Source organism: Kitasatospora sp. NPDC057518 (assembly GCF_042802075.1).
Taxonomy (GTDB): domain Bacteria; phylum Actinomycetota; class Actinomycetes; order Streptomycetales; family Streptomycetaceae; genus Kitasatospora.
The window spans coordinates 1-24,408 of the sequence record NZ_JBHVEU010000030.1 but is presented as its reverse complement, the minus strand read 5'-3'; the positions used below and the strand labels follow the sequence as shown (position 1 = coordinate 24,408).

The window sequence follows — 24,408 nt, the reverse complement described above, 5'->3', positions numbered from 1 at the left end:
CGCGTGTGGTGGTTGCTGCGTCAAATCCGATCCTCCGGTGGGATATCCAGCGTGAAGAGTTCTGCGTAGTTCGTGAGTCGTGCCCGGACCCAGGCGACTGTTTCCCCGACCCCCGCGGCCGCGAAGGCAAGTCGTTCCGGCGTCACCTCGCCCGACACCATGGGCGGCATGCCGTCGAGACCTTCGGAGAGGATCGCCAGATCCTGCCAGATCGGTACGACGTCGGGAATGCCGGTCGTCGGCCAGGCCGCCGCGGGTTCCAGCGGGAGGTACGGCATGATGCGCTGCCAGGTGCGGGGGAGCGGCTCGCCGAGTCGGCCGGCGATGCCGACGAGGTCGAGCGGGCTGATCGGGTCGTCCGGTCCGGACGCCCGGCACGTGGGGTCGAGTGCGTACGCGTCGGTCTCCTCCGGTACGTCCTCAGGCAGTTCGGCGAGGGCTTCGGCGGTGAGCTCGGGAATGTCCGCTCCGATGGACCGGAGCGGAGCCAGCAGTCCGAAAGCGGCGCGGGCGCCCACGTTCTTCGCGCGGGCGTAGCGGATGAGAGCCGACGGGGTGAGGCGGGTCCAGCGGGGAGTCTCGAACCATTCCTCGTAGTCCTCGTCGCCGCCGAGGTCGATCAGTGCGTGGATCTCGTCCCAGGACGGTCGGAAGTTCTTCAGCTCGGCGCTCAAGTCGGGGGCCGTGAGCTCCGATCCGAGGCCCAGGCGGCGGGACTCCTTGGCAGCGGTCTTCCACAGGAACGAGAGCTTCTGCTGGAGCTGTTGGCTGCCGGTGAACAGCACCTCCGAACTGGGCAGCACGGGGTAGTCCGCCCCGTCGAAGGACGGGTCGCAGCCGGAGAACGCATACTTGCTCGGCAGCGGGAGATCGTTCCAGGCGCGCAGAAGCCGGCCTCCGTCCGGGATGTCCACCCCGGCACCGCGCAAGTCTTCCAATGCGTCGGCGAGTTCCGACCACTCAAGCCGGGGGGCGGCGAACGCGAGATCGCGGAGGGAGAAGCCTTCTTCCAGCCGGAACCCCTCCTCGTGCAGTCGGGCGACGAGCGTTCCGGTCTCCTCTTCCGGAATGTGACCGCGGCCGGCCGATCCGTTCGAATACCGCCGCTGGTAGGTCAGTTGCAGTCGATCGGCCTCGCGCGCGAGGAGCTTCTCCGCCTTGCGCAGCGAGATGCCCCACTCCGCGGCCAGATCGAATGTGGCGGCCCAGGGGAGCGCGGAGCCGCCGTCGGGGGATCGGACGGTGTAGTGCTGGAGCACCGGTGCCAGTTCGTCGGGAGTGGCCGCCCATTGGGCGACGAGGGTGGGGTCGGGAGCCGGTCGTCCGAGCCAGGAGAACCGGGACGCCCTCCGACACGCTTCGGTGGGGCTGATCCCCAGCGTCGCCGCGATGAGGGGGATGTCCCACGCATGGGTCACCAGCCGCCAGGATTGCGTCCCTTGGAGTATGTAGAGCAGCCTGAGGTCGTCCTTGTCACCTATGTGGTCGCGGTGGTGATCGGGCGCCTCGCCGAGTGGGGCGAGGAGGAACGGGGCGTAGCGTGCGCAGGTGTCGGCCAGCTCGCCGAGCGTCCGGCCGCTGGTCATCGAGGCACGGACGATGCCACTGAGATCCGATGGGGCATGGCGGTAGCCGATTCCGGGATGGTCCTGGAGAAGCCGATCCCGGCTTGCCCGGAACCTCGGATCATCGGGAGGCAACAGCGCCTCCATGATCACGGAATCGAGGTAGGTCGGCTTCCAGGCCAGGTCGCCCTCACGTACGGCCGGTCCGGCGAACGAAGCGTGTGAGATCCGCAGTCCGCGGGCGGCGCGGAGTACTTCCGCCGGTGTGCTTCCCTGGGACCGGGCGAGCGAGACCACGTTGCGCCAGTCCCTGGTATCCGTCGTGGCCACCGCGGACCAACCGGGCTCGGGGACCGGATGCCCCTCGGGCGAGAGCGGCCCGTGGGACCCGCCGGAGCGACCTGTGCGCAGCACAGTCGAGCGCCACGGCCGGATGGCGTGCTGGATGTCCCGCTTGCTGTAGTTGTTGCGGTGTTTGTCGTTCAGCCACTGGTCAAGGCTGAACCAGCCGACCTCGTTCAGGCGGACCTTGTTCCGGTACCCGTTCCTGGCCTGCACCTGGACGCCGCGGTCGTGCCACTCCTGCCACAGCGTTCGGGCTGCCCGGAGCTTGCGGTCTTCCAGGTTGTGCATCCAGGCGAGGTCCAACTCGGGCCAGGTCGCGAGGGTTTGGGCGCCCAGCCGCCACTGTTCCGCCTCCCAGGCGCGGTCATAGCGTTCGAGCTTCTTGCGGTTGACGCTCAGTTCGCCTGCGTGGGGGCCGGTCAGGTTGAGGACGTAGCCAAAGGGGCGCACATTGGTGGCGATGCCGTCACAGAGGACCGCTCCTTCGCCCTTGACCCACCAGAGCGTTCCCGGAACGGCTTCGACAGCCGTCTCGGACTCGACAGCCCGTTGGCCTGAACCCAGTTGGAGGGCACCCGGCAGCCACACCTGGTCGAGGTCGTCCCCGTTCCATGCCTCCAGCCGGAACTCACTGACAAGAACCAGCGGCCGGAGGACGTCCGCGCAGGCCGAGCCGGGCAGGGCGTACTCGTTGCGGAGATAGAGCCGAACCCGGGTGCCGCCCTCAGGAAGGCTGTCGCCGTGTTCGGCCTTCTCCTCCTGCACACGGAACAGGCTGCCGCTGCTCGGCACCTCCACCCGCAGAGCGGTGGCGGCGGGACGGCCGTCCTCGTCGACCGGACGCGTAGTGATCGTCATCTCGTCGGCCAGCATGAAGTAGCTGAAGACGCCAATGCCGAACCGGCTGTTGGGGTAGAGCCGGAGCGAACGGTCGTGTCGCAGCCAGGCTGCCTGTTCCCGCCGAAAGGCGCGGGCCTGCTCGAAGCGGCGGCCGGCGCGGGTGAACGTGTTGGTGAGCTGGTCGACCGTCATCCCGACGCCGTTGTCGACACACTCGACGTAGCGGCCCCGGGCGTCCGTGCCCGTCCCGATCCGGATGGCACCGGACCACGGCGTGGGCGTGCGGCCCAGTCCGGTGAGGTACCGCAGGCGCATCTCGCGGTAGCGGCAGGCGTCCATGGCGTTCTGGTACATCTCGCGCACGGCAAGGCCCCGCTCACCATCGTAGAGCTTTTCGCCCATCAGCAAGCGGCGCACCTCGGTCTGGGCGAGCGAGAACTGCAGTAGCGGGACGTCGTAGGCGCGCTGTCCTGGTGAGCCGGCCGGTCGCAGGTTGCGGTCCGTTGCACGGGCCGGAAGCCCCGTGAGCAGCAGGGCGTCGCGTGCGGCCATCATGCGGGCCTTGTCTCGGAGCATTTGGCTCAGTTCGTCGACATCCTCCACGATGGTGCTGAGCGCGGCGTGCAGCGCCGGGTGCGGGCACATGACGTCGAGGTGCAGGTCCTGAGGCTCGTTCCCGTGGTCCTCGGTGTCCCAGACCGCCTCCCGTAGTACTCCGATCACCTCCTGCGGTCGCACCCGGTCGGAGACGGCCAGATGTTCGGCCAGGACCTCGGGCAGGGTACGGGCGTCGAAGGCCATGAGCGCAGCCAGTCGCAGGAGTGCGGCCAGCGGGCGCAGCCGGAGCTCCTGGGGTCGCTCAGGAAGGGCGTGCCGGCTCGGGAGCGGCGCAGACTGGTCGAACGGCAGGCCGAGCGTGGGGCCGGCGGCAATCAGCTGAAGGGCTGAGGACAGCTCGCGGACGCGGTCGGTGCGGCCGGCGGACGCCGCCTCGTCGGCCGCCATCAGCCGGGCGGCGAACCTGTCGGCCCGCTCCACCGGCACCGGCTGGTCGTCGGTCTCGAACCGGTCGGCGATCCAGCGGTGCGTCAGCCAGAGGGCGACCGCGTGCTTCTCCGCCGGCGGATCGGTGTACCACAGGTAGGTCTGGGAGAGCACCTCGGCGATCTGCGGATAGTGCTTGACGATCTGTTCGTAGTGTGACCGGAGTGAGTCTCCGTCCTTCTCTGGACGGACGAAGTAGGGACCGACCTCATAGGCCTGGCTGAGCCGGTCGGCCCAGGCCGCCTCGTGGAGGAAGACCCCGGCGATCAGTGCGGTGACCTCAAGCGCGGACAGCTCGGTTTTCTCGCCGAGAAGCTGCGGTATCCGCAGACGAAGAAGCCGGACCGGGAAGTCGTCGTCGGCCCAGGGGTCGGGCAGCCGGGTCTGTGCTCGGTGGACGTCACGTGCCGTCTCGGCGGCAAGGGCAGTCAGCTGTTCCTGGAAACGGGGTACCAGGCATTGGTCCGAGGCCGGGATCCGGGACCAGAGTTCGGGCGCGTGGACGACCTCGCGCCAGGAATCGAGCAGTCGCCGGCCCGGGGCGACGACCGTCCCCCGGGTCTCCTCCTCCAGGTCCCTGCCGTAGTAGATCCGGACCTCCTGCGGGTCGGCACGGTGGTGCAGTGCCAATTGGCGGGTGCGCAGGGAGGCCGTCCGGTAGACCTGCTCCACCGTGGAAGCCTCGGTCAATGGCCCGAAGGCCTCGGCGAGCGCGCGGGTGAAGAAGCTACCGGCGTCGGTGTAGCCGCAGCGCTGCCCGGGCTTGCAACCGGTCATGACGGCGAAGCCGCCGCGGGCCGGGCCCCTGGTGATGCCGCTGCCGAAGACCACCGGGCCGCTGTCCTCGGGTGAACGACAGGCATCGATCAGCCACAGGACGGTTCCGGCGGTACAGCCGGACAGGTACTTGCTGACGTCCGCGTCGATCAGGGATTCGGTGATGTGCGGTTGCTTCCAGGCTGCCGGATCGCCATCGGCGGGGGCCAGGGCATCGGTGGGCAACAGGTAGTCGGTGTCGTGGATCCGGATGCCGTGTCCGGAGAAGTACAGCAGCAGGGTGCTGCCGGCCGGGGCGTCCTGTGCGATCCGGGTGATGCGGTCGGCGATCTCGTTGCGGGTTGGGTCCCGCAGCGTCTCGACGTTGTAGCCGGCGTCAGTGAGAGCTGCGCCCAATTCGTGCAGGTCCGCGGTGACCGCGTTTTGCAGCGGGGGGAAGCGATGCGCCGCGGCCGGGGTTTCACCCACCCCGATCAGCAATGCCCTGCGCGTTCCTTCGTCCACGGATCTGCCCTCCTGTGAGCGCGCCCATGATCCCATCACACTCGGGGGGCTCGAACAGGGGACGTGGCGGGTCAGGTGGGGAAGGGGGTGTGGTGGGTGGGCCAGAGAAGGCGGAGGTGGAGGGGTGGGGGGTTGAGGGGGAGGCGGGTGAGGGTGCCGGCGGTGAGGTGGGTGTGGACGGCGTGGGTGGGGAGGAGGGCGATGCCGAGGCCCTGTTCGGCGCAGGCGCGGGTGGTGGGGACGGTGCCGGTGTGGAGGCGTCGGACGTGGTGGCCGAGGAGGCGTTCGCCGGCGAGGTGGTAGGAGCAGGCGGGGGTGTCGACGAGGAGCCGGTGGCCGTGGAGGAGTTCGGGGGTGAGGGCGGTGGCGCGGGCGAGCGGGTGGGTGGGGGCGGCGACCAGGGTGAGGGGGACGGCCTGGAGGTCGAGGTGGTCGAGCGGGGCGGGCGGCAGGGGGAAGCCGAGGGCGCCGAGCGGGCCGGGGGCGTCGAGGACGAGGGCCGCTTCCAGGGCTCCGGCGGCGACGCCGTCGAGCAGGACGTCCCGGGTGGCGTCGGTGTGGAGGGAGATGTCCAGGTCGGGGCGGTGGTCGGTGAGGCGGGCCAGGATGGCCGGGAGGTGGGTGGCGGCGACGGCGGCCAGCACGCCGAGGCGCAGGCGGGTCCGGGTGACGGCGACTTCGCGGCGGGCCTGGTCGGCCTGGTCGAGGAGTCGGCGGGACCAGGGCAGGAGGCGTTCCCCGGCGGGGGTGAGGGTCAGGTCGTGCCCGGCCCGGTCGAACAGGTCGGTGCCGAGGCTGTGTTCGAGGGTGCGGACCTGTTCGGAGACGGAGGCCGGGGCGAGTCCGAGCGCCATGGCCGCGCCGGTGACGGTGCGGTGGGCGACGAGGGCCTCGAAGACGCGCAACTGACGTAGTTCCACTGGTATCCCCGGTTCCCCCGAAGCTCCGTACGGTGCCTGTGCGAGTGCTGCGGGACAGGGTACGGGGGTGGACGGGGTGGATGGGGTGCCGGAGGTCAGTGGCTGCCCGGGTCCTCCGGCCGGACGGCGAGGGTGTGGGCCTCGTGGAGGGTGGCGGTCGCTTCGGCGTGGGCGCCGTGGACGAGTTGGGCCATGGCGAGGTCGGTGAGTGCCCGGACGAGGCGGTGGGTGTCGTCGGCGGGGCCGGTCGCGTGGAGGTGGCGTTCGATCCGGACGGTCCGCCGTAGCCGGGGGAGCGTGAGGTGGGCGTAGTAGGTGGGGTGGTCTCCGCGGACCGCCCGGCGCAGGTCGAGTCGCCGGGTGAGGGTGCCGAGGGTGGCGAGCAGGGCGCGGTCCTCCGGTAGGGGGAGGGGGCCGTCGGGCTGCTCGGACGGGTCGTCCTCGTCGGGCAGGTGGTCGGTGGGCTCGGGTACGCCGGTGATGGCTTCGACGGCCCGTGCGAGGGTGGCCAGTCCGTCCTCGAAGGACTCGCGCAGCCTGAAGGACCAGTGGTGGAGGCTCAGGCCCAGCACCGGTTGGAGGGGTCGGCCCGGGTCGACGCCGAGCGCGAGCGGGTCCGGGGCGTCGGCCGCGGCCTGTTCGTCCCGTACGCCGGAGCGGGCGAACAGGGCGCTCCGCAGGCCCTCGTTGAAGCCGAAGTTGCCGGCGTCGCCGCGGGCGGGCAGGAGTTCGCAGGAGCGGGCGGCGTCCGCGAGCAGCCGGTGCGACTGTTCGGCGCGGCCCAGATCGGCGAACCACAGGGCGGCGCCGGCCGTCCGCAGGGCCGGTACGGGGCTGCGGGCCGGTTCCGTGCGGCCCTCGCGCAGCCGGGCGAGGGCCTCGTGTTCGACGGCCACGGCCTCCTCGGTGCGGTCCGCGAGGCGGAGCAGCACGGTGAGGTCGAGCAGCCGCCACGCCAGGTCGCTCCCGCCGGGCTCGGTCACCGCCCGGGAGCGGTCGGCCACCGTGCGGGCGGCGTCCACGGCCTCGTCGAACCGTCCTGCCTCGGCGAGGCCGTGGGCGAGGTCGGCGTGCAGGACGGCGGCCTGGCCGAGGCCTTCCACCGGCTGGTCCGCTTCGGCGCGCCGGGCCAGGTCGGCCGCCTCCCGCCGGGCGGCGAGGGCGGGGCCGTCGGCGTGCGCCAGGGAGAGTTGCAGGGCGAGGGAGGCCAGCGCGCGGGCGGCGGCGGACAGGTGCTCGGTGCAGCCGTCGGCGACCAGGGCGCGGTAGATGCGGGCGGACTCCTCCAGGAGCGGGACGGCGTCCTCGGGCCGGGGCTCGGGCCGGCCGTAGGCCCGGCCCCGCAGCGCCTCGGCCAACGCGGGCAGGCCCGAGGCGGGGTCGGTGCGGGCCTGGACCCGGAGCCGGGCGACCGTCTCGTCGGTGACGGGTTCCCGCCCCGGCCGGCGTGCTCGCGGTGCGGGGTGGTCGGACGGGGCTCCGTGCGCGGGTGTCACGCGTTTCCTTCCGGGGCGGGGGAGAGAGGTCTCCCGTCCGAACGTCCTTCCGGCGGGGAGGAGTTCCGGAGACCGCGTGCCCCTACTCGGCGAGCGCGCCGTCGAGGTACTCCCGCACCGGCGGGAACAGCGGGAACGGCACGTACTCGGCCAGCTCGGCGCGGGACGCCCACACCACCCGGTCCAGCTCGTCGGAGTCCACCACGGTGGCGGTGCCGCCGACCACCTCGCAGGCCGTGTACGCCATCCGCCGACCGTTCTGCGGATGCTCCCGCTCGCCGAGCAGCCGGGCGGCGGCGACGCGCAGGCCGGTCTCCTCGGCGGTCTCGCGCACGGCCGCCGCCCCGGCGGACTCGCCCGGCTCGACCTCCCCGGCCGGGAACTGCCAGGACAGTTCGCCCTCGGCGACCCGCCGCCGCACCATCAGCACCCGGCCGTCCTCGACGACGATCGCGACGGCGACGGCGGGGGGTGCGTGCTCGGGGTTCTGCTCGGTCATCGCTCTGCTCCTCGGGTCAGGACGGCGTCGGTGTCGACGCCATCCTGACCCGGGGCCGCGGGCGCGGCCGACAGCAGGCAGCGGGCCGCGTGTCGTGTCGGCTGTGCGCAGTGTCGGCTACCGGTGCGCCGGTCCGTAGAGCGCCGACGGCGCACCGGTGGCCAGTGCCCAGTAGCGGTCCCCGTACGACCAGTGCCACCACTCGGTGGGGTAGTTGACGAGCCCGGCGCCGGTCAGGACGCTGCTGAGCAGTCGCCGGTTGGCGCGGGCCTGGGCACCGATGTTGTCGGCGTGGGTGTAGCAGGCCCCGGCGCTCTCCTCCGGGTTGGCGTTGACCCTGGTGCCGAGGTCGAGTTCACGGCCGTCGCTGTCGACCAGGGTGAGGTCGACGGCGGCCCCGGCACTGTGCGGTGCGATCTCCGGCGGGGAGACGTAGCGGCTGGCCGACGACCTGATCCGGTCGTCCGGCCAGTCGGGGTTCGCGGCCCGCAACTCGGCGGCGTACTCGTCGAAGTAGCGGCTCTGGAGGGCCGGCGGCCGGTAGCCCTCGACGAACAACAGCCGCAGGCCGTCCGGCAGGGCCGCCTGCGCGTCGAGCAGCCGGTCGAGCACGCCCGCCCGCAGCTGCGCGAAGGCCCCGGTGCCGTCCTGCTTGCGCCCGTCGACGGGCAGCCCGCCGCGGCTCCGTACGTCCGACAGCCGTACGTCCGACAGCCGCTCGCCGCAGTCTTGGACGGGGACCGCGGCGACCTTCGGGTCGGACATGAGGATGATCTCGCTCAACACGCCTCCTGGGTCTCGGGTCCGGGGTCAGCTCTTCGCGTCGTCGGCCCAGGTGATGTCCATCTGGTCGATGAAGTAGCGGCCGTCGAAGCAGAGGAAGACCTTGGACGAGGTGTCCCGGTCCGCGATCCAGGTCTTCTCCCACTGCACGACGGTGCCGGCGCCGTCGCGCTTGGGGAAGTAGAGACCCTCGCGGCGTTCGGGCTGGTTGTAGAAGCCGTGCCCGTTGGGCAGCCGGTACGGCGTCCGGAAGAGGGCGCCGCTGCCGCCGACACGGTCGAAGAGCGCGGCCGGGAAGTTGGTGCGGGCGACGAGCTTCGGCGGGACGTAGTGGACGTCGACCTCGTCGGAGTTCACGTAGCGGGCGGGTTCCCCCTTCAGCCGGTGGAAGGCCCTGCGCGCGGCGCCCGCCGTGTCGTAGCTGTCGATGAAGGTCACGAGATCTCCCTCCCGCCCCTCCTGGTACCAGTCGCCCTGGGAGTGCTGGTCGAAGTCGAAGGCCTCGATGCGGGTGCCCGGGGTGAGGAGCTCGCCGGGGACCTCCCGGAAGCTGGTCTCCTCGAAGAACTGCTCGACGGTCCGCACGCGCTTCTCGAAGCGGCGGGCCGGCACCCGGACCCGTCCCGTCCCCACCGGCAGGTCGGTGGCCTTCGGCGCCGGGGCGGGTGCGGGCTCCGGTGCCGGGAGGGGCGCGGGCGCCCAGGCGGTGCAGGCCAGGTCCAGGGCCCCGGCGCCCTTCTCCAGGATCAGGGGCCCGCCCGGCCGTTCGGCCGCCGGTTCGGCCAGGCCGAGGAGGCAGTTGGAGGAGTCGTGGAGGGCCATCAGCCGGCCGGTGTCGCGCTGGACGAAGGCCCGCCAGGCCTGCCGCCAGTACGAGGAGTCGCTGCCGGTGTCGGAGAACTTGGGCCGCAGGGTGACCTTGGCGCCCCGGCTCGATTCCTCGGCGGTCAGGTAGAGGCCGGTGGCCACATGCCGGATCCGGTGGTTGAGCACCCGGAACCGCTCGGCCACCCACTGCTCGCCGTCGCCACCGGTCTCGGGCGCGAGCACCACCGGGGTGCCCTCGGGGCTTCCCGGCGCGGCTCCGGCCACCAGGCCGGGAATGCGGTGGAGGCGTAGGACGAACGTCTCGGTGGGCCAGTCGACCAGCATCGTGGACACCTTTCGGCATGGGGATATGACAGAACGTCAAGACCATGATCGCTTGATCGGACGGATCGGCGCCAGGGCGTGCGGGGACGAAGGATCGGGCTACTGGTCAGCAGGCCCGCAGCCGCTCCAGGAACTCCGGGACGCCGTCGACCCGGCGGTACGGCTCGAAGGCCGGTGCGAGCTCGCGGACCAGGGCGACGCAGCGGGGCGCGCCGATCCGGGTGGCCAGGTCGAGCGACTCACCGGTGACGGACACGGCCTGCTCGACTTCCTTGGCCTCCAGGTAGCCCCGGGCCTGGTACGTCAGGAAGACGCCGCGCGTCTTGTCCCTGGCGCGGGGCAGCAGCGCCATCCCCTCCGCGATCCGGGCCCGGGCCTCGTCCGGCCGGCCGAGGTCCAGGAGGCACTGGCCGGAGTCCACGGCCAGGTCGGCGGGGCCCATCCACGCGCACCACCCGGGTGCGGGGTCGGCGGCGCCTACGGCGAGGGCGGACTCGGCGTCGGACAGGTCCCGGTAGCAGGCGGCGCGGTCGCCGAGCGCCGCGTGGGCCCTGGCGCGGCGGAGGAGGAGCAGGGAGCGGGCGGTCGGGTGCGAGACGCCGGACAGGGCGTGTCCGAGCTGGCCGACGGAGACCCCCGCCTCGCCGAGCCAGGTGGCCTGGTAGGCGAAGTCGGACAGCACCCCGGCGCCGTGGTCGCGGTCGCCCGCGGCGTTCGCGGACTGCAGCGCGGCCTCCCACAGCTTTCCGGCCGCCCAGTGCCGGCCCTGGTCGAAGCGGTACCAGCCGCAGGTGGTGGCGAGCGAGGCGGCCAGCCGGTGGAGGCGTCGACCGGTCGCCTCGCCGTAGCGGCCCTCCTCGATCAGCTCCGTGACGGTGGCCAGGTGGGCGTCCATCAGACGGACGGTGTGCTGGCGCTGCTCGGTGGGCAGGGCCGTCAGCTTCCTGCTGGTCTCCTCCAGCCAGTCCACGAGTTCGCCGTCCACGTGCTTGCCGTCCAGGGCCGAGGTGAGGCGCCCGGGCTCGGTCGTGGCCCACTGGGCGGCCAGGCCGCCCAGCGAGATCGCGCTGAAGGTCATGAAGCTGCGGCGGTCCATGGCGGCTCTCTGGGCGTCGTGGAGTGCTCGGACGGTGTGGGCGGCGCCCAGGGGCAGCGGCTCGTCCCGCCCGGGCAGCCAGTACGGCCAGCCGTACGCCTCCAACTCCGACAGCGGGACGTCGAAGGCCTCGGCGATGAGGAGCTGGGAGTCGGTGTTCGGCGTCTTGCGCCAGTGCTCCCACCGGCTGACGGCCGCCTTGTCGGCCCCGGAGCGGAGCCCGTGACGCCGGGCGGCCTTGTTCAGCTCCGCGACGAGGTCGCCCTGCGACCAGTGACGCAGTTCGCGCGCGTAGGCGAGGGGATGCCGGATCGGGTCGTCCACGGGGTCAATCCCATCATCGACAGTGACCGCGAGCCTACCGCCGGTGCGGGCGGGACAACCCCGGGACCACAGGCAATGGCTTTCCGGTGAGGGCGAGTTGGGCTGTACTCGACTCGCACCGACCGAGTTCCTCCATGAAGGGGATGGCCGCGTGAAGTGGAACGCGCTCACCGACGCGCTCCGGGAGTCCGGGGCGCTGTCGGTCGACTGGGAGCCGGTGTTCCGGGCGGCGCCCCGACGCCTGTTCGTTCCGGACCGGGTCCACCACGGGGGTGAGTGGCTCGACCGGACGGAACGGCCGGGCGATTGGGGGGAGTTGGTCGCCTCGGACGTCCCGCTCGTGACCCGGCTGGACGAGGACGGCCGCACGCCGGCCTCGTCCAGTTCGATGCCCACCGTCGTGGCCCGGATGCTCTGGCACCTCCGGGTCGCCGACGGCATGCGGGTGCTGGACATCGGCACCGGTGCGGGGTGGACGGCCGCGTTGCTGGCGCGCCGGCTCGGGGTGGAGAACGTGACCACCGTGGAGCTGGATCCTGAACTGTCCGGTGCCGCGCGGCGGTGCCTGGTGGCGAACGGCCTGCCGGTCACGGCCGTTGTCGGCGACGGCATGCTCGGCCATCCGGCGGGCGCGCCGTACGACCGGATCCATGTCACCGCGGCCGTGCAACGCGTCCCCGGGGCGCTGATCGAGCAGACGGTGCCCGGCGGCGTGATCGTCGTCCCGTACGGCACGGCGTTCTGCAACGGGGGGTTGTTGAGGCTCACCGTCGCCGATGACGGCCGGTCCGCGAGCGGGCCGTTCGTCGAGGATGTGGCGTTCATGTGGGTGCGGGACCAGCGCCCCGGGAGCGGCGAGTTCGAGATCGAGGACGTCCGGCACGGCCCGTCCGCCCTCGACCCCGCCGCCGTGGCCGAGTGCACCGACGCCGCGTTCGCGATCGGGCTGCGGCTGCCGGGCCTGTTCCGGCGGGAGGTGTGGGCGGGCTACGACCGTTTCGGTACGGGGCGGTTCGAGGTGTGGGACGGCGTCTCGTACGCCCACTGCCGCCTCGCCGACCGGGACGGCGAGCACGCCGTCTCGCAGTCCGGCCCCCGCGACCTGTGGGACGAGGTGACCGCCGCCCATGCCTGGTGGCGGCGCCAGGGCGAGCCCGGCCTCGACCGGTTCGGCCTGACCGTCACCGTCGCGGGCGAGCACCGGGTGTGGCTGGACGAGCCGGATCGCGTGGTCGGGTGAGGGGTGACGGCCCCACTGGACTTCTGGCCGCGTCGCCGACCCGGCGGCGCGGCCAGGATCATTGTCTGTGGGATGGACCGTGCGGCAAAGGAGAGACCGTGTTGGGACTGCTGGGCTTCTACGACGAGTTGGACGAACGCTCCGGCTCACCGAACGGGTCGATACTCGACGCCGTCCGGCCGGTGGGGGAGCCGGATGAGGCGGACCTGGTGGCCTACCTGGACGCGGGCCATGTCCTCATCGACGTCATGGAGGGTGGCCGCGACGTCATCACCGGCAGCGTGCACCGGCATTCCTCGGGATGCTCCTCCCCGATGACCGACGGTGTGTGGTTGTGGCGTCTGGACTTCCCGCACTACCTGGAGACGCACCACGTGGCGCTCCCTGGGGCCTTCGTGGAGCACGTCCGCAGCCTGGACTACCGGATGCCCGCCGTCTCCGTCGCTCGGTTCGCTCCGCATTACGACGAGACGATGCCCCTGATCGGTTGGGCTTCGGCCGTTCCCTGGCGGTCGGCCGCGACCGTGCTCGTACCCGAGCCGCGAGTGGTGATGAGCAAGGTCCGGTTCGACGCGGAAATGTCGGCCGGGGGCCGGGAACGGCCGTACGGCAAGCGGCGCAAGGCGAGGAAGGCGTAGGCGTCACCAGGGGAAGAGCCCCTGTGCGCCCGGGGCTTGTGTGCTTGGTGGGGGCGCTGGGGTGAGTGCGCTCGCGCCGCACGAAAGGGTGATGTGGGTGGGAGTTTGACGAGGTGTTACGGCGTTGCGGTGAAAATTGCGGTGTCGGGTGCTTGGAGAAGCGCCCGGTGCATGGGCACAAGTAACCCCGGCGGTGCTCCAACACCCCGGGGTTTGGCACCAGGAGAGAAGACCTCCACGATGCAGATTCACCGTATCCCAAAGCACGTTCCCGGGTACACGATCCTGGACAACGGGCATGTCGTCCGCAAGCACTCGCTGTCGTGGGCCGCGCGGGGGCTCCTCAGCTACCTGCTCAGCCTGCCGGACGGGGCGCGCGAAGACGTCCGCACGCTGGCCGCCAAGAGCGTGGAGGGTCGGACGAGCGTGGCGCGGGCGCTCAGGGAGTTGGAGGCGGCCGGGCACTACGTCCGGCGCACCCAGCGGGACCCGCTGACCGGGCAGGTGCGGACGGTCGTCTCGGTGCACGAGGTGCCGGTGACGACGGGCAAGGCGGTGCACACGGTGCCGCCGCTTCCCGTGCCCCCGGCCGCCGGTGGTCCAGCTCCAGGTGGGCCAGGCGTCGGGAAGGCGGGAAGCCCTTCCAAGGAACGGGAAACCAAGGACGTGGAAGAACCTTCCGTCCGTCCCCCGGAGAAGTTGACGGCGGGCATGGCGCTGCTGCTCGAACTCGGGTGCCGGGAGCCGAAGATGGCCCTGGCGGGGAAGCCGCTCGGTGATCAGGCCGCGAGGGTGGAGCGGCTGCTGGCACAGGGCTGGTCCCGGAGCGCCTTGCTGGGCATCCTGGCGGCGCCGCTGCCGGAGAAGGTCACCCACAGCGTGGGGGCGGTCCTGGCGGGGCGGTTGGCGAGGGTGCCCGCTGTCCCCGAAGCGGCGGGAGATACAGGGCCCCGCCGGCACGAGTGCCCCGGCCGGGGCGGGATGTGCGGGCGGCCCGTGGCGGGAGCCGGGCAGGTGTGCGGGGCGTGCCGGGCTTAGCGCTCCGGCGGGCGGAAGGTGACCGGGGCGTCGAAGGCGGCGCGGCGGGTGGTGCGGCGCAGGGCGCGCAGGACGGGGGTGCCGAGGGTGAGGCAGAGCACCACGGTGAGTGCGGCACGCGGAAGGTCCCAGCCCAGTGACGTGGTCAGGCAGTAGGCGGCGAAGCGGACCAGGTTGGCGGGCAGCGGGTCGCCGGGGACGAAGGAGATGGAGCCGGCCAGGCCGCCGATGTACGGCCAGCCCTGGAGGTTCATGATCGTGCCGTAGAGGAGGGACGCAATGGCGCCATAGGACGCCAGCACCACGAGTTCGCGGCGGCCGCGCAGCGAGGAGGCCCCCGGGAGCAGGCCCGCGCCCAGGCAGACCCAGCCCATCGCCAGCATCTGGAACGGCAGCCACGGCCCGACCCCGCCGGTGAGCAGCGCGGAGGCGAACATCGACAGCGAGCCGAGGACGAAGCCGAAGCCCGGGCCGAGCACCCGCCCGGACAGCACCATCAGGAAGAACATCGGCTCCAGCCCCGCCGTGCCCGCGCCGAGGGGGCGCAGCGCCGCGCCGGCGGCGGCCAGGACGCCCAGCAGGGCCACGGACTTGGCGTCCAGGCCGGGGGCGCCTCCGCCCGCCGAGCGGCCCTCGGAGATCTGGGCGATGACGACGGCGAGGAGGAGGGGGAGCAGCAGGGCGAACAGCCAGGGCGCGTCGGTGGAGTGGCCGACCAGCGCCGACTTGGTGGAGGCGAGCAGCGGCCAGCCGAAGGCGGCGACGCCGACGAAGGAGACCGACAGCAGCGCCGCGACGGACCGGCGTCCCAGCGGGACGGGACGAGTGCTCATGCGTCCAGCGCCTCCGCGACCTGCCGCACGGTGAGCCACGGCCCGGGTGCGAGCACCTTGGCGACCTGCGGGGCGAAGGCGGGGGAGGAGACCACGACCTCCGCCGTCGGGCCGTCCGCGACGATCTCGCCCTCGGCGAGGATCACCGTGCGGTGGGCGAGTTCGGCGGCCAGCTCGACGTCGTGGGTGGCGAGGAGCACGGCGTGGTCCTCGGCCGCGAGGCCGCGCAGGATCTCCACCAGCCGGGCCTTGGCGGCGTAGTCGAGGCCGCGGGTCGGCTCGTCGAGGAGCAGCAGCGGGGGCCGGGCGGTGAGCACGACGGCGAGGGCGAGGGTGAGCCGCTGGCCCTCGGAGAGGTCGCGCGGGTGGGTGTCGTCGTCGATGCCGGGCAGCAGGCGCTCGACCAGGGCGCGGCAGGTGCCGGCGGCGGCTCCGGCGTCGCTGTCGGCCGCGGCGCACTCGGCGGCGACCGATTCGCCGTACAGCAGGTCGCGCGGGTCCTGCGGGACGAGGCCGACCTCGCGGATCAGTTCGGCGGGGCGGGTGCGGTGCGGGGTGCGGCCGCCGACCCTGACGCTGCCGGAGGAGGGGGCGTGCAGGCCGACCAGGCTGCCCAGCAGGGTGGACTTGCCGGCGCCGTTGCGGCCCATCAGGGCGGTGATCTCGCCGGGGTGGAGGGAGAGGTCCACGCCGCGCAGGGCCGGGACGGGGCCGCGCCGGACGGCGAGGCGGTCGGTGACGGCGAGGGGGGCGGCAGTGGCGCGGAGGTCGGCGGGAGCGGGCGTCCGGCCGTCCAGTCGGGCGCGCAGCGGCGCGGCCTTGCGGCGCGCGTCGCGGACCGAGAGCGGCAGCGGCCGCCAGCCCGCGAGCCGGCCGAGGCCGACCACCGGCGGGTGCACCGGGGAGTGCGCCATCACCTCGGCGGGCTCGCCGAGGACGGGCGGGGCGTCGGGGGTGAGCAGCAGCACCTGGTCGGCGTACTGGACGACCCGCTCCAGCCGGTGTTCGGCCATCAGCACGGTGGTGCCGAGGTCGTGCACCAGCCGCTGGAGGACGGACAGCACCTCCTCGGCCGCGCCCGGGTCGAGCGCCGAGGTGGGCTCGTCCAGGACCAGCACGCGCGGGTGCACGGTGAGCACCGAGCCGATCGCGACGCGCTGCTGCTGGCCGCCGGAGAGGGAGTTCAGCGCGCGGTCGCGCAGGTCGGCGAGGCCGAGCAGGTCGAGGGTCTCCTCGACCCGGCGGCGCATCACGTCGCCCGGCAGGCCCAGGGACTCCATGCCGTAGGCGAGTTCGTCCTCCACGGTGTCGGTGACGAAGTGCGCCAGCGGGTCCTGCCCCACCGTGCCGACGAGGTCGGCGAGTTCGCGCGGACGGTGCTCGCGGGTGTCCCGGCCGCCGACGGTGACCCGGCCGTGCAGCACCCCGCCGGTGAAGTGCGGCACCAGGCCGCTGACCGTTCCCAGCAGGGTGGACTTGCCGGAGCCGGACGGGCCCACCAGCAGGCAGAGTTCGCCCTCGGGGACGGTGAGGTCGACGCCGTTCAGGGCGGGTGCGGCCGAGTCCGCGTACCGGACGGAGACCTGCTCGAAGGTGATCACGATGCCCTCCGGGGCGGGGTCGGGGCGGCGAACGCCGGTACCAGGCCGAGCAGCACGGTCAGCACGGCGGCCAGTGGCAGCGCGGGGACGGTCGGCGGGACGACGGTGGGGGCGAAGGCGGCCGGGTCCCGCGCGGCCAGGTAGGTGGTGAGGGCCGCCACGGCCGCCCCGGAACCGGCCGTCAGCCACTCGGGGACGGCCCAAGGGTCGGGCCGGTAGCGGCTTCTGACGGACCGTCGGCCACCCAGCAGCAGGCCGGCGAAGGCGGCGGCCAGGCCGAGCAGCAGGACGGGCAGCGCCCAGCCCGCGCCGCCGGCCGTCAGCAGCCCGTACGCGGCCAGGCAGATCCCGAGCAGTCCGGCCAGGGTGAGCGCGGCCGTCGCCCGGGCGAGCCGGCGCGGGACGTCGGCGGTGCGGCCGAACCCCCGGGTGTCCATGGCGGCGGCCAGTGCGATGGACCGCTCCAACGCGCCCTCCAGCACCGGGAGTCCGACGCTCAGCACGGCCGCGACGCCCTTGTCGGAGCGGCCCCGCAGACGCCGCGCGGCACGCAGCCGGCGGACGTCCGCGATCAGGTTCGGCGCGAAGGTCATCGCCACCACGACGGCGACGCCCGCCTCGTAGAGCGCGCCGGGCAGGGCGCGCAGCAGCCGGGCCGGGCTGGCCAGCGAGTTGGCGGCGCCGACGCAGACCAGCAGGGTGGCCAGCCGCAGCCCGTCGTACAGCGCCGCGAGCAGCCCCTCGACGGTGACCCGGCCGCCGATCCGCACGCCCTGCGCCCAGACGGGCAGCGGGAGTTCGGGCAGCGTGAACAGCACATGGGTGCCCGGGACCGGCGAACCGAGGAACACCGCGAAGACCAGCCGGATGCCGAGCACCAGCAGGCCCAGCCGCAGGAACGCCCCGTACGAGCGCGACCACGGCGCATCGCCGCGCCGGGCCGCGACCACGTACCCGGCGACGGCGACGAGCAGCAGCAGGATTGCCGGGTTGGTGGTGCGGGTGGCCGCCGCGCCCAGCCCCAGCGCCCACAACCACCAGGCCCCGGGGTGCAGTTGACGGGGGCCGGTGGGCGGCCGGGTGGTACGGACGGCGGTGCTGCTCACGGTGATTCCTGGGTGGGGGACGTTAGGGGTGACGGCGGCGGCGCGCCTGCCAGACGGCGCCGCCGGCGAGGACGGCCACCAGCGCGCCACCGGCGATCAGGCCGACGTCCGGGCCGCTGCCGGTGCTCTGGTTGGCGGATCCGGCGGCCGGCTGGGCGGCGCCGGCCGCGCCGACCTGGTCGCCGCAACCCGCCTTCGGGTAACCGGCGATGGCGCACAGCAGCCCGTTGGTGTCGTAGCGCAGCGGCGGGGCGACGGTGGCCAGCACCTCGGCCGAGGTGGCGCGGGGCGCGACGGTGGCGCACGCCGTGCGCTGCTCGGGCACCGAGGCGGCGGACGAACCGACGGCGGACGAACCGGAGGTGGACGAGCCGGAGACGGACGAACCGGAAGCGGACGAGCCGGCGTCCTCGGCGGTGCCGAAGTCCAGCACGACGGCCACCCGCTTGCGGCCCTCCTGCGCGGGCGTGTCCGCGCAGATGTCGGCGAAGCTCCCGGCCGTCCGGGGCTTCGCGGCGTCCTGCCCGCCGTCCGGGCTCAGCGCGAACCGCCACCCGTCCACGGCCCCGTCCGGCGGCACCGCGACGGAGGGCCCCTGCTGCTGGTACGTCCAGCTGCCGCCCTCGGCGCCGCGCCAGAACGACCAGTACCGGTACCCGGCGGCCTGCGCCGGAGCGGCGGAGGCGAGCAGCAGCACCGCCCCGAGGAGGGGGAGGAGCAGCGCGGCGAGGGCGGTGCGACGGCGGGCGCGGGCGCGGGCGCCTCCGCCCGGCAGGCCGGGCCCCGGCCCGCCGGGAGCGGCGTGGGAGGCGGGACGCATCAGAGGTGGGTGTTGCGCTTGCGCTGGAGGCTGAGGAGGAGGCCGCCGCCGACGCCGATGAGCAGGCCGACGCCGATCAGCCAGTACTGGCCGATGCCGCCGTCCTTCTTCTTCGCCGGGGCGGTCGCCGTCGCCGTGGCGGAGGCGCCGGTGGCCTTGGGTGCCGGGCCGAGGGCGGTGAGCTGGCCGGTCAGGGCGGCGGTGTCGCGGTGGGCGGCCTGGGCGACCAGCAGGAGGGTGGCGGTGGCGCCGGCGTCGGTGCCGCCCTTGCTCCAGGTGGCGCCCTCCTTGCCGAGCCAGTCGACGGCGCCGGCGGCCTGCTGGGGGTGGCCGCTCTGGCTGAGGGCGAGGGCGGCCCAGGCGGTGGCGGTGTAGTCGGGGGTGGGGGCGGCGCCCGGGGTGGTGAGGGTGAGGTGGTCGCCGCCGGCCGCGAGCTGGGCGGTGAGGTAGGCGCCGACGGCCTCGCCGGACTCCGCGTGCGAAACCGGGGCCGAGGAGGCCGAGGAGCCCTGGGCGGCCGGGGCGGCCGGGGCGTCGGCGCAGGCCAGGGCCTTGGGCGCGGCGTCGGCGTGCACCGTGCCGGCGACCGGCAGGTGGCCGCCGCTCGCGGCGAGCGCGGCCTGGGCGCTGGCCAGGGCGTTCGGGGTGAGGGCGCCGCCGGCCGGGTCGGTCTGGTAGGCGAAGGCGCCGCGCTGGTCGGCGGGGGCGGTGCAGCCGAGCTGGAAGAGGGCGAGCCCGTCGAAGGCGGACCTGCCGGCCTTGGCGACGCCCGCCGGGTCGGTCTTGGCGGCGAACAGCGCGTTGACGGCGAGGCCGGTGGAGTCGGCGTCGCCGGGGCTGCCCGGGTTGTACGCCCAGCTGCCGTCGGCGTTCTGGTTGGCCTTGAGCCAGCCGACGCCCTTGTCGACGGCCTCCTGGTGCCCGCCGAGGGCGACCAGGGCCTGGACGGCGACGGCGGTGGCGTTGCTGTCCTCGGTCTTGGGGTCGCAGGCCGCGCCGGCGGCCCGGTAGGAGGGCCAGCCGCCGTCCTCGCACTGCTGCCCGGTGAGCCAGCCGACGGCCGAGTCGGCCGGGGTGACCTTGGCCGCCGTCAGCGCGGTGAGCGCCAGCGACTGCCGCCAGACGCCGTCGTACGTCGGGTCGCTCTTGCCGTACAGCCCGTCGGGAACGGCGGCGGGGGTCGGCGTGGGGCTGTCGGCGAGGGCCGGTCCTGCGGCGAGGCCGGTGAGCAGCGCGGCGGACAGGGCGGCGGCGCCCAGGCGGGCGGCGGTCAGCATGGTGCGGTGTGCCTTTCGGTGAGCGGTGGTGGCCCGGGCGGGGCCGTTCCGTAGTCCTCGACGGTGCCGGGCGCGTGCGTCCGGACTGGCCGCTCGCCCCTCCCCGGGTGCTCCGACTCGTCCGGGCGGCCGATGGCGGCGCCGGTCTCACGGCTGCGGGGTCAGCGCCGGATTCGCACCGGCTTTCCCCGGGGGAGGAGCGGGATGGAGTTGTGCCGACTGTCGACTCTAGCCGCCGGAGCGCCACGGGCGCCCCGCAGCAGGCAGGAACAGGTTCCAGTCGCAGTAGAGGGGAGGGCAGCTCACGGCAGGGCGAGCAGCCGGGCCGCGGTGTGCAGGTCGGCCCGGACCTCGGCGATCGAGGCGCGCCCGGAGAGCCAGGCGACCAGCGCCGAGTGCCAGGTGTGCTCGATCACCCGCACCGCCGCGCGCTGGCTCTCGGTGGGCGGCCCGGACTGGCCGATCGCGTCCAGGATGAGCTGCCCGGTGGCCGTGCTGACCTGGTCCACCTCGGCCCCCACCGAGCGGTCCGCGAAGGACAGCGCCCGGACCATCGCCTCGGCCAGCAGCGGCTCGCGCTGCAGCGCGTGGAAGGCCCGGGTGAGGGCGTCGGCGACCCGCGGCGCCGGTTCGCGGTCGGTCGGCGGGTGCCGCCGGATGTGCTCCTGGAGGCCCTGGAGCTGCTCCAGCATCACCGCCACCAGCAGGTGGACCTTGGACGGGAAGTACCGGTAGAGCGTGCCGAGGGCGACCTGGGCGCCCTCCGCGACCTCCCGCATCTGCACCGCCTCGTACCCGCCCCGCACCGCCAGCGCGGTGGCGGCCCGCAGGATGCGCCGGCGCCGTTCGGCCTGGCGCGCGGTCAGCGGCGGCTCGCGCGGGGGCGAGAGCTGCGGAGAGGTGGAAGGAGGGGGTGGCGGCAAGGGTGCTCCCGGGCGGGCGAGAGTGGCGGCGTGCTCCACATGGTCGGCAGGATCCGGCGTGGCGGGAATCACCAGCCCTGGCTCCTGAGGGAAAGCTACGGGCCGGTATCTTCGAGGTCTCTCATTGTTCACGTGGTCGACGACGAGTTCCCCAGCCACTGAAACCTGATCTACTTTAGCGACCGGAAGCACGACCGGCAGCACCGTAAGCAGCTAGAGAAGAGGGCCCAGGATGACCGCGCAGCCGCTGCGGATTGCCCTGCTGTCGTACCGAGGGGACCCCTTCTGCGGCGGTCAGGGCGTGTACGTACGGCACCTCTCCCGGGAGCTGGCCAGGCTCGGCCACCACGTGGACGTGATCGGCGCCCAGCCCTTCCCGGTGCTCGACGAGGTCGACGGCCCCGGCTCGGTGCGCCTGGTCGAGCTGCCCAGCCTGGACCTCTACCGCGCCGACGACCCCTTCCGCACCCCGGCCCGCGACGAGTTCCGCGGCCCGGTGGACGTGCTGGAGTTCGCCACCATGCGCACCGGCGGCTTCCCCGAGCCGCTCACCTTCTCGCTGCGCGCCCGCCGCTACCTGGCCGCCCACAAGGGCCGCTACGACGTGGTGCACGACAACCAGACCCTCGGCTACGGCCTGCTCGGCCTGGCCCGGCACGGCTTCCCGCTGGTCACCACGATCCACCACCCGATCACCGTGGACCGGCAGCTGGAGCTGGACGCCGCCACCACCCGCGGCAAGCGGCTCTCGCTGCGCCGCTGGTACGCCTTCACCCGGATGCAGCGGAGGGTCGCCGCGCGGCTGGACCACGTGATCACCGTCTCCGGCACCTCGCAGCGCGAGATCGCCGAGCACCTGGGCGTCGCGCCCGGCGCGATCTCGGTGGTGCCGATCGGCGCCGACACCCGGCTCTGGTCGCCCTCGGCGGAGATCGAGCGCGTCCCCGGCCGGATCGTCACCACCTCCAGCGCGGACGTCCCGCTGAAGGGCCTGGTCTTCCTGGTCGAGGCGCTCGCCAAGGTCCGCACCGAGCGGGACGCCCACCTGGTGGTGGTCGGCAAGCCGCAGAAGGAGGACGGGCCGGTGGCCGAGGCGGTGCGCCGCTTCGGGCTGGCCGGGCACATCGAGTTCCGCAGCGGGCTGACCGACCAGGAGCTGGTCGACCTCTACCGCTCGGCCGAGGTGGCCTGCGTCCCCTCGCTCTACGAGGGCTTCTCGCTGCCCGCCGCCGAGGCGATGGCCACCGGCACCCCGCTGGTCGCGACCACCGGCGGGGCGATCCCCGAGGTGGCCGGGCCGGACGGGGAGTCCTGCCTGGCGGTGCCGCCGGGGGAGGCGGACGCGCTGGCCGCCGCGCTCGGCCGGCTGCTGGACGACCCGGAGCTGCGGGCCGGGCTCGGCGCGGCCGGACGGGAGCGGGTGCTGGCCCGGTTCACCTGGGAGCGGGCCGCCGAGCTGACCGCCGAGGCCTACCGCGCGGCGCTCGCCACCGGCGTCGGCGCCCGGGCCCGCTCGGGGCCGGGCTGGCGGTACGTGGCCTAGCCGCCCGCCCGCGGCAGGTCGGTGACGGCCGGTCGGCGGAGGCGGAGCGGTGGCGGCAGGGCGAGCCTGCCCGACGAAGCGTGACGTGCCGGGAGTGGCGTGACGAAGCGTCAAGAACGCTTGGTAGCAATAGGAATGGGAGTCCTGCAGTGCTGACCGTCGATTTCTCGCGCTTCCCGCTCGCCCCCGGCGACCGGGTGCTCGACCTGGGCTGCGGCGGGGGCCGGCACGCGTTCGAGTGCTACCGCCGTGGCGCCAACGTGATCGCCCTCGACCAGAACACCGAGGAGATCGCCGAGGTCAGGAAGTGGTTCGCGGCGATGGAGCAGGCCGGTGAGGCCCCCGAGGGCGCGTCGGCGGTCGCGATGGAGGGCAACGCGCTGGCGCTGCCGTTCGAGGACGAGTACTTCGACAAGATCATCATCTCCGAGGTGATGGAGCACATCCCGGACGACAAGGGCGTGCTCAACGAGATGTTCCGGGTCCTCAAGCCGGGCGGCCTGCTCGCCGTCACCGTGCCTCGCTGGCTCCCGGAGAAGATCTGCTGGGCGCTGTCCGACGAGTACCACGCCAACGAGGGCGGCCACATCCGGATCTACCGGGGCGACGAGCTGCTCGAGAAGCTCAAGGACGCCGGCCTGGAGCCGTACGGCACCCATCACGCGCACGCGCTGCACTCGCCGTACTGGTGGATCAAGTGCGCGGTCGGCGTCGACAACGACAAGGCGCTGCCGGTCAAGGCCTACCACCAGCTGCTGGTCTGGGACATCGTCGGCACCCCGGTGATCAGCAGCCTCACCAGGGCCGCCGAGCGGGCCCTCAACCCGGTGATCGGCAAGAGCTTCGTCGCGTACGCCTCCAAGCCCAACCGCGCGCCGGGCGGGACGGCGTGACGGCCGCCGTCCCCGAGGTGCTGCTGCTCGACGGGGTGCTCGACGCCGAGCAGGCCGCCGACACCGTGCGCAGCATCCTGGCCGAGCAGCGCCCCGACGGCGCCATACCCTGGTTCGCCGGCCACCACCTCGACCCCTGGGACCACACCGAGGCGGCGATGGCCCTCGACACGGCCGGCGAGCACGCCGCCGCCGAGGCCGCCTACCGCTGGCTCGCCGCCGCCCAGAACCCGGACGGCTCCTGGTACGCCGCGTACACCGACGGCGCGGTCACCGACCGGGCCAAGGAGAGCAACTTCTGCGCGTACATCGCGGTCGGGGTCTGGCACCACCACCTCAGCACCGGCGACGACGCGTTCCTGGAGTGGATCTGGCCGGTCGTCCGGCGCGCCCTGGACTTCATCGTCGGGCTGCGGCTGCCCGGCGGCCCGATCGCCTGGCGGGTCGACGGGGACGGCACCGCCACCGACGAGGCGCTGCTCACCGGCTCGTCCAGCATCCTGCACGCGCTGCGCTGCGGCCTGGCCGTCGCCGAGTACCTGGAGGAGCCGCAGCCCGACTGGGAGCTCGCGGCCGGCCGGCTGGGGCACGCCGTCTCCCACCACCCCGAGCGGTTCCTGGACAAGGGCCGCTACTCGATGGACTGGTACTACCCGGTGCTCGGCACCGGCCTGCGCGGCGAGGCGGCGGTGGCCCGGATCGAGCGGGACTGGGAGCGCTTCGTCGTCCCCGGCCTCGGCGTGCGCTGCGTCAGCGACCGCCCGTGGGTGACCGGCGGCGAGAGCGCCGAGCTGGCGCTCGCGCTCTGGGCCATCGGCCAGTCCGACCGCGCGGTGGACATCCTGCGCTGGATCCAGAAGCACCTGCGGCACGAGGACGGCTCGTACTGGACCGGGTACGTCTTCGAGGACGACGCGATCTGGCCGGAGGAGCGCACCACCTGGACGGCCGGGGCGCTGCTGCTCGCGGTCGCCGCGCTCGGCGGGGACCCGGCGACGGTCGCGGTCTTCGGCGGGGAGCAGCTGCCGGCCGGGCTGGTGGTCGCGGACTGCTGCTGAGCCCGGCGCACTGCGCGCGGAACGGCGCGCGCGGGACGGGCGGACAGGGCGCGGACACGGCGCGTACACGCGGAAGGGGCGGGACCGGAGAAC

The 24,408-nt window shown here is 73.6% G+C and carries 19 protein-coding genes and 1 riboswitch; of the genes, 6 read left to right on the top strand and 13 right to left on the bottom strand.

Annotation, left to right across the window (positions count from 1 at the left end):
* Positions 1-20: 20 nt before the first annotated feature.
* The 7 genes from ACFU7Z_RS05360 to ACFU7Z_RS05330 form a co-directional block, all read right to left on the bottom strand.
* On the bottom strand, positions 21-5,075 hold the full coding sequence (locus ACFU7Z_RS05360; protein WP_380776325.1) for a caspase family protein: 5,055 nt from the start codon (positions 5,073-5,075) through the stop codon (positions 21-23).
* A gap of 71 nt (positions 5,076-5,146) precedes the next feature.
* Positions 5,147-5,980: a LysR family transcriptional regulator gene (locus ACFU7Z_RS05355; RefSeq protein ID WP_380776322.1), complete on the bottom strand. Its 834-nt coding sequence runs from the start codon at positions 5,978-5,980 to the stop codon at positions 5,147-5,149.
* Between the two features lie 110 nt (positions 5,981-6,090).
* Positions 6,091-7,491, bottom strand: a complete 1,401-nt coding sequence (locus ACFU7Z_RS05350) for a hypothetical protein (RefSeq protein WP_380776319.1) — start codon at positions 7,489-7,491, stop codon at positions 6,091-6,093.
* 82 nt (positions 7,492-7,573) lie between these two features.
* Positions 7,574-7,990: an NUDIX hydrolase gene (locus tag ACFU7Z_RS05345; protein WP_380776316.1), complete on the bottom strand. Its 417-nt coding sequence runs from the start codon at positions 7,988-7,990 to the stop codon at positions 7,574-7,576.
* 117 nt (positions 7,991-8,107) lie between these two features.
* On the bottom strand, positions 8,108-8,773 hold the full coding sequence (locus ACFU7Z_RS05340) for a M15 family metallopeptidase (protein ID WP_380776313.1): 666 nt from the start codon (positions 8,771-8,773) through the stop codon (positions 8,108-8,110).
* A gap of 27 nt (positions 8,774-8,800) precedes the next feature.
* Positions 8,801-9,925 carry an RICIN domain-containing protein gene (locus ACFU7Z_RS05335; RefSeq protein ID WP_380776310.1) on the bottom strand — a complete coding sequence of 375 codons (1,125 nt, stop codon included), beginning with the start codon at positions 9,923-9,925 and terminating at the stop codon, positions 8,801-8,803.
* A gap of 106 nt (positions 9,926-10,031) precedes the next feature.
* Positions 10,032-11,345 carry an XRE family transcriptional regulator gene (locus ACFU7Z_RS05330; protein WP_380776307.1) on the bottom strand — a complete coding sequence of 438 codons (1,314 nt, stop codon included), beginning with the start codon at positions 11,343-11,345 and terminating at the stop codon, positions 10,032-10,034.
* A 151-nt stretch (positions 11,346-11,496) separates the two neighbouring features.
* Here ACFU7Z_RS05330 and ACFU7Z_RS05325 point away from each other — a divergent pair, with 151 nt between their 5' ends.
* From ACFU7Z_RS05325 to ACFU7Z_RS05315, 3 genes are all read left to right on the top strand, one after another.
* Entirely contained in the window at positions 11,497-12,585 is a 1,089-nt protein-coding gene (locus ACFU7Z_RS05325) for a methyltransferase domain-containing protein (RefSeq protein WP_380776304.1), read from the top strand.
* Positions 12,586-12,683: 98 nt separating this feature from the next.
* Positions 12,684-13,223, top strand: coding sequence for a hypothetical protein (locus ACFU7Z_RS05320; protein ID WP_380776301.1), 540 nt, complete (start codon positions 12,684-12,686; stop codon positions 13,221-13,223).
* A 240-nt stretch (positions 13,224-13,463) separates the two neighbouring features.
* Complete coding sequence (locus ACFU7Z_RS05315) at positions 13,464-14,261, top strand: helix-turn-helix domain-containing protein (RefSeq protein WP_380776298.1); 798 nt, start codon at positions 13,464-13,466, stop codon at positions 14,259-14,261.
* Here ACFU7Z_RS05315 and ACFU7Z_RS05310 read toward each other — a convergent pair.
* The 6 genes from ACFU7Z_RS05310 to ACFU7Z_RS05285 form a co-directional block, all read right to left on the bottom strand.
* A complete protein-coding gene (locus ACFU7Z_RS05310; RefSeq protein WP_074000827.1) occupies positions 14,258-15,094 on the bottom strand; it encodes an ECF transporter S component in 837 nt (278 codons plus the stop codon). The genes ACFU7Z_RS05315 and ACFU7Z_RS05310 overlap by 4 nt on opposite strands.
* Positions 15,091-16,695 carry an ABC transporter ATP-binding protein gene (locus tag ACFU7Z_RS05305; protein ID WP_380776295.1) on the bottom strand — a complete coding sequence of 535 codons (1,605 nt, stop codon included), beginning with the start codon at positions 16,693-16,695 and terminating at the stop codon, positions 15,091-15,093. Before ACFU7Z_RS05305 ends, ACFU7Z_RS05310 begins: the two co-directional genes overlap by 4 nt.
* Positions 16,692-17,801 carry an energy-coupling factor transporter transmembrane protein EcfT gene (locus ACFU7Z_RS05300; protein WP_241852709.1) on the bottom strand — a complete coding sequence of 370 codons (1,110 nt, stop codon included), beginning with the start codon at positions 17,799-17,801 and terminating at the stop codon, positions 16,692-16,694. The genes ACFU7Z_RS05305 and ACFU7Z_RS05300 overlap by 4 nt, the downstream gene beginning before the upstream one ends.
* A gap of 22 nt (positions 17,802-17,823) precedes the next feature.
* Positions 17,824-18,621, bottom strand: coding sequence for an SCO2322 family protein (locus tag ACFU7Z_RS05295; RefSeq protein ID WP_380776291.1), 798 nt, complete (start codon positions 18,619-18,621; stop codon positions 17,824-17,826).
* The gene (locus tag ACFU7Z_RS05290; RefSeq protein WP_380776288.1) at positions 18,621-19,898 is read right to left on the bottom strand and encodes a prenyltransferase/squalene oxidase repeat-containing protein; all 1,278 of its coding nucleotides are present in this window, start codon (positions 19,896-19,898) and stop codon (positions 18,621-18,623) included. The genes ACFU7Z_RS05295 and ACFU7Z_RS05290 overlap by 1 nt, the downstream gene beginning before the upstream one ends.
* A 105-nt stretch (positions 19,899-20,003) precedes the next feature.
* A riboswitch (cobalamin riboswitch) is annotated at positions 20,004-20,087 on the bottom strand.
* Positions 20,088-20,200: 113 nt separating this feature from the next.
* A complete protein-coding gene (locus tag ACFU7Z_RS05285) occupies positions 20,201-20,821 on the bottom strand; it encodes a TetR family transcriptional regulator (RefSeq protein WP_380776285.1) in 621 nt (206 codons plus the stop codon).
* 232 nt (positions 20,822-21,053) lie between these two features.
* Between ACFU7Z_RS05285 and ACFU7Z_RS05280 the strand changes: the two genes are divergently transcribed.
* From ACFU7Z_RS05280 to ACFU7Z_RS05270, 3 genes are all read left to right on the top strand, one after another.
* Positions 21,054-22,364, top strand: a complete 1,311-nt coding sequence (locus ACFU7Z_RS05280) for a glycosyltransferase family 4 protein (RefSeq protein WP_074000830.1) — start codon at positions 21,054-21,056, stop codon at positions 22,362-22,364.
* A 149-nt stretch (positions 22,365-22,513) separates the two neighbouring features.
* On the top strand, positions 22,514-23,257 hold the full coding sequence (locus ACFU7Z_RS05275; protein WP_049660417.1) for a class I SAM-dependent methyltransferase: 744 nt from the start codon (positions 22,514-22,516) through the stop codon (positions 23,255-23,257).
* The gene (locus ACFU7Z_RS05270; protein ID WP_234348709.1) at positions 23,254-24,315 is read left to right on the top strand and encodes a prenyltransferase; all 1,062 of its coding nucleotides are present in this window, start codon (positions 23,254-23,256) and stop codon (positions 24,313-24,315) included. Before ACFU7Z_RS05275 ends, ACFU7Z_RS05270 begins: the two co-directional genes overlap by 4 nt.
* The last annotated feature ends 93 nt before the right edge of the window (positions 24,316-24,408 follow it).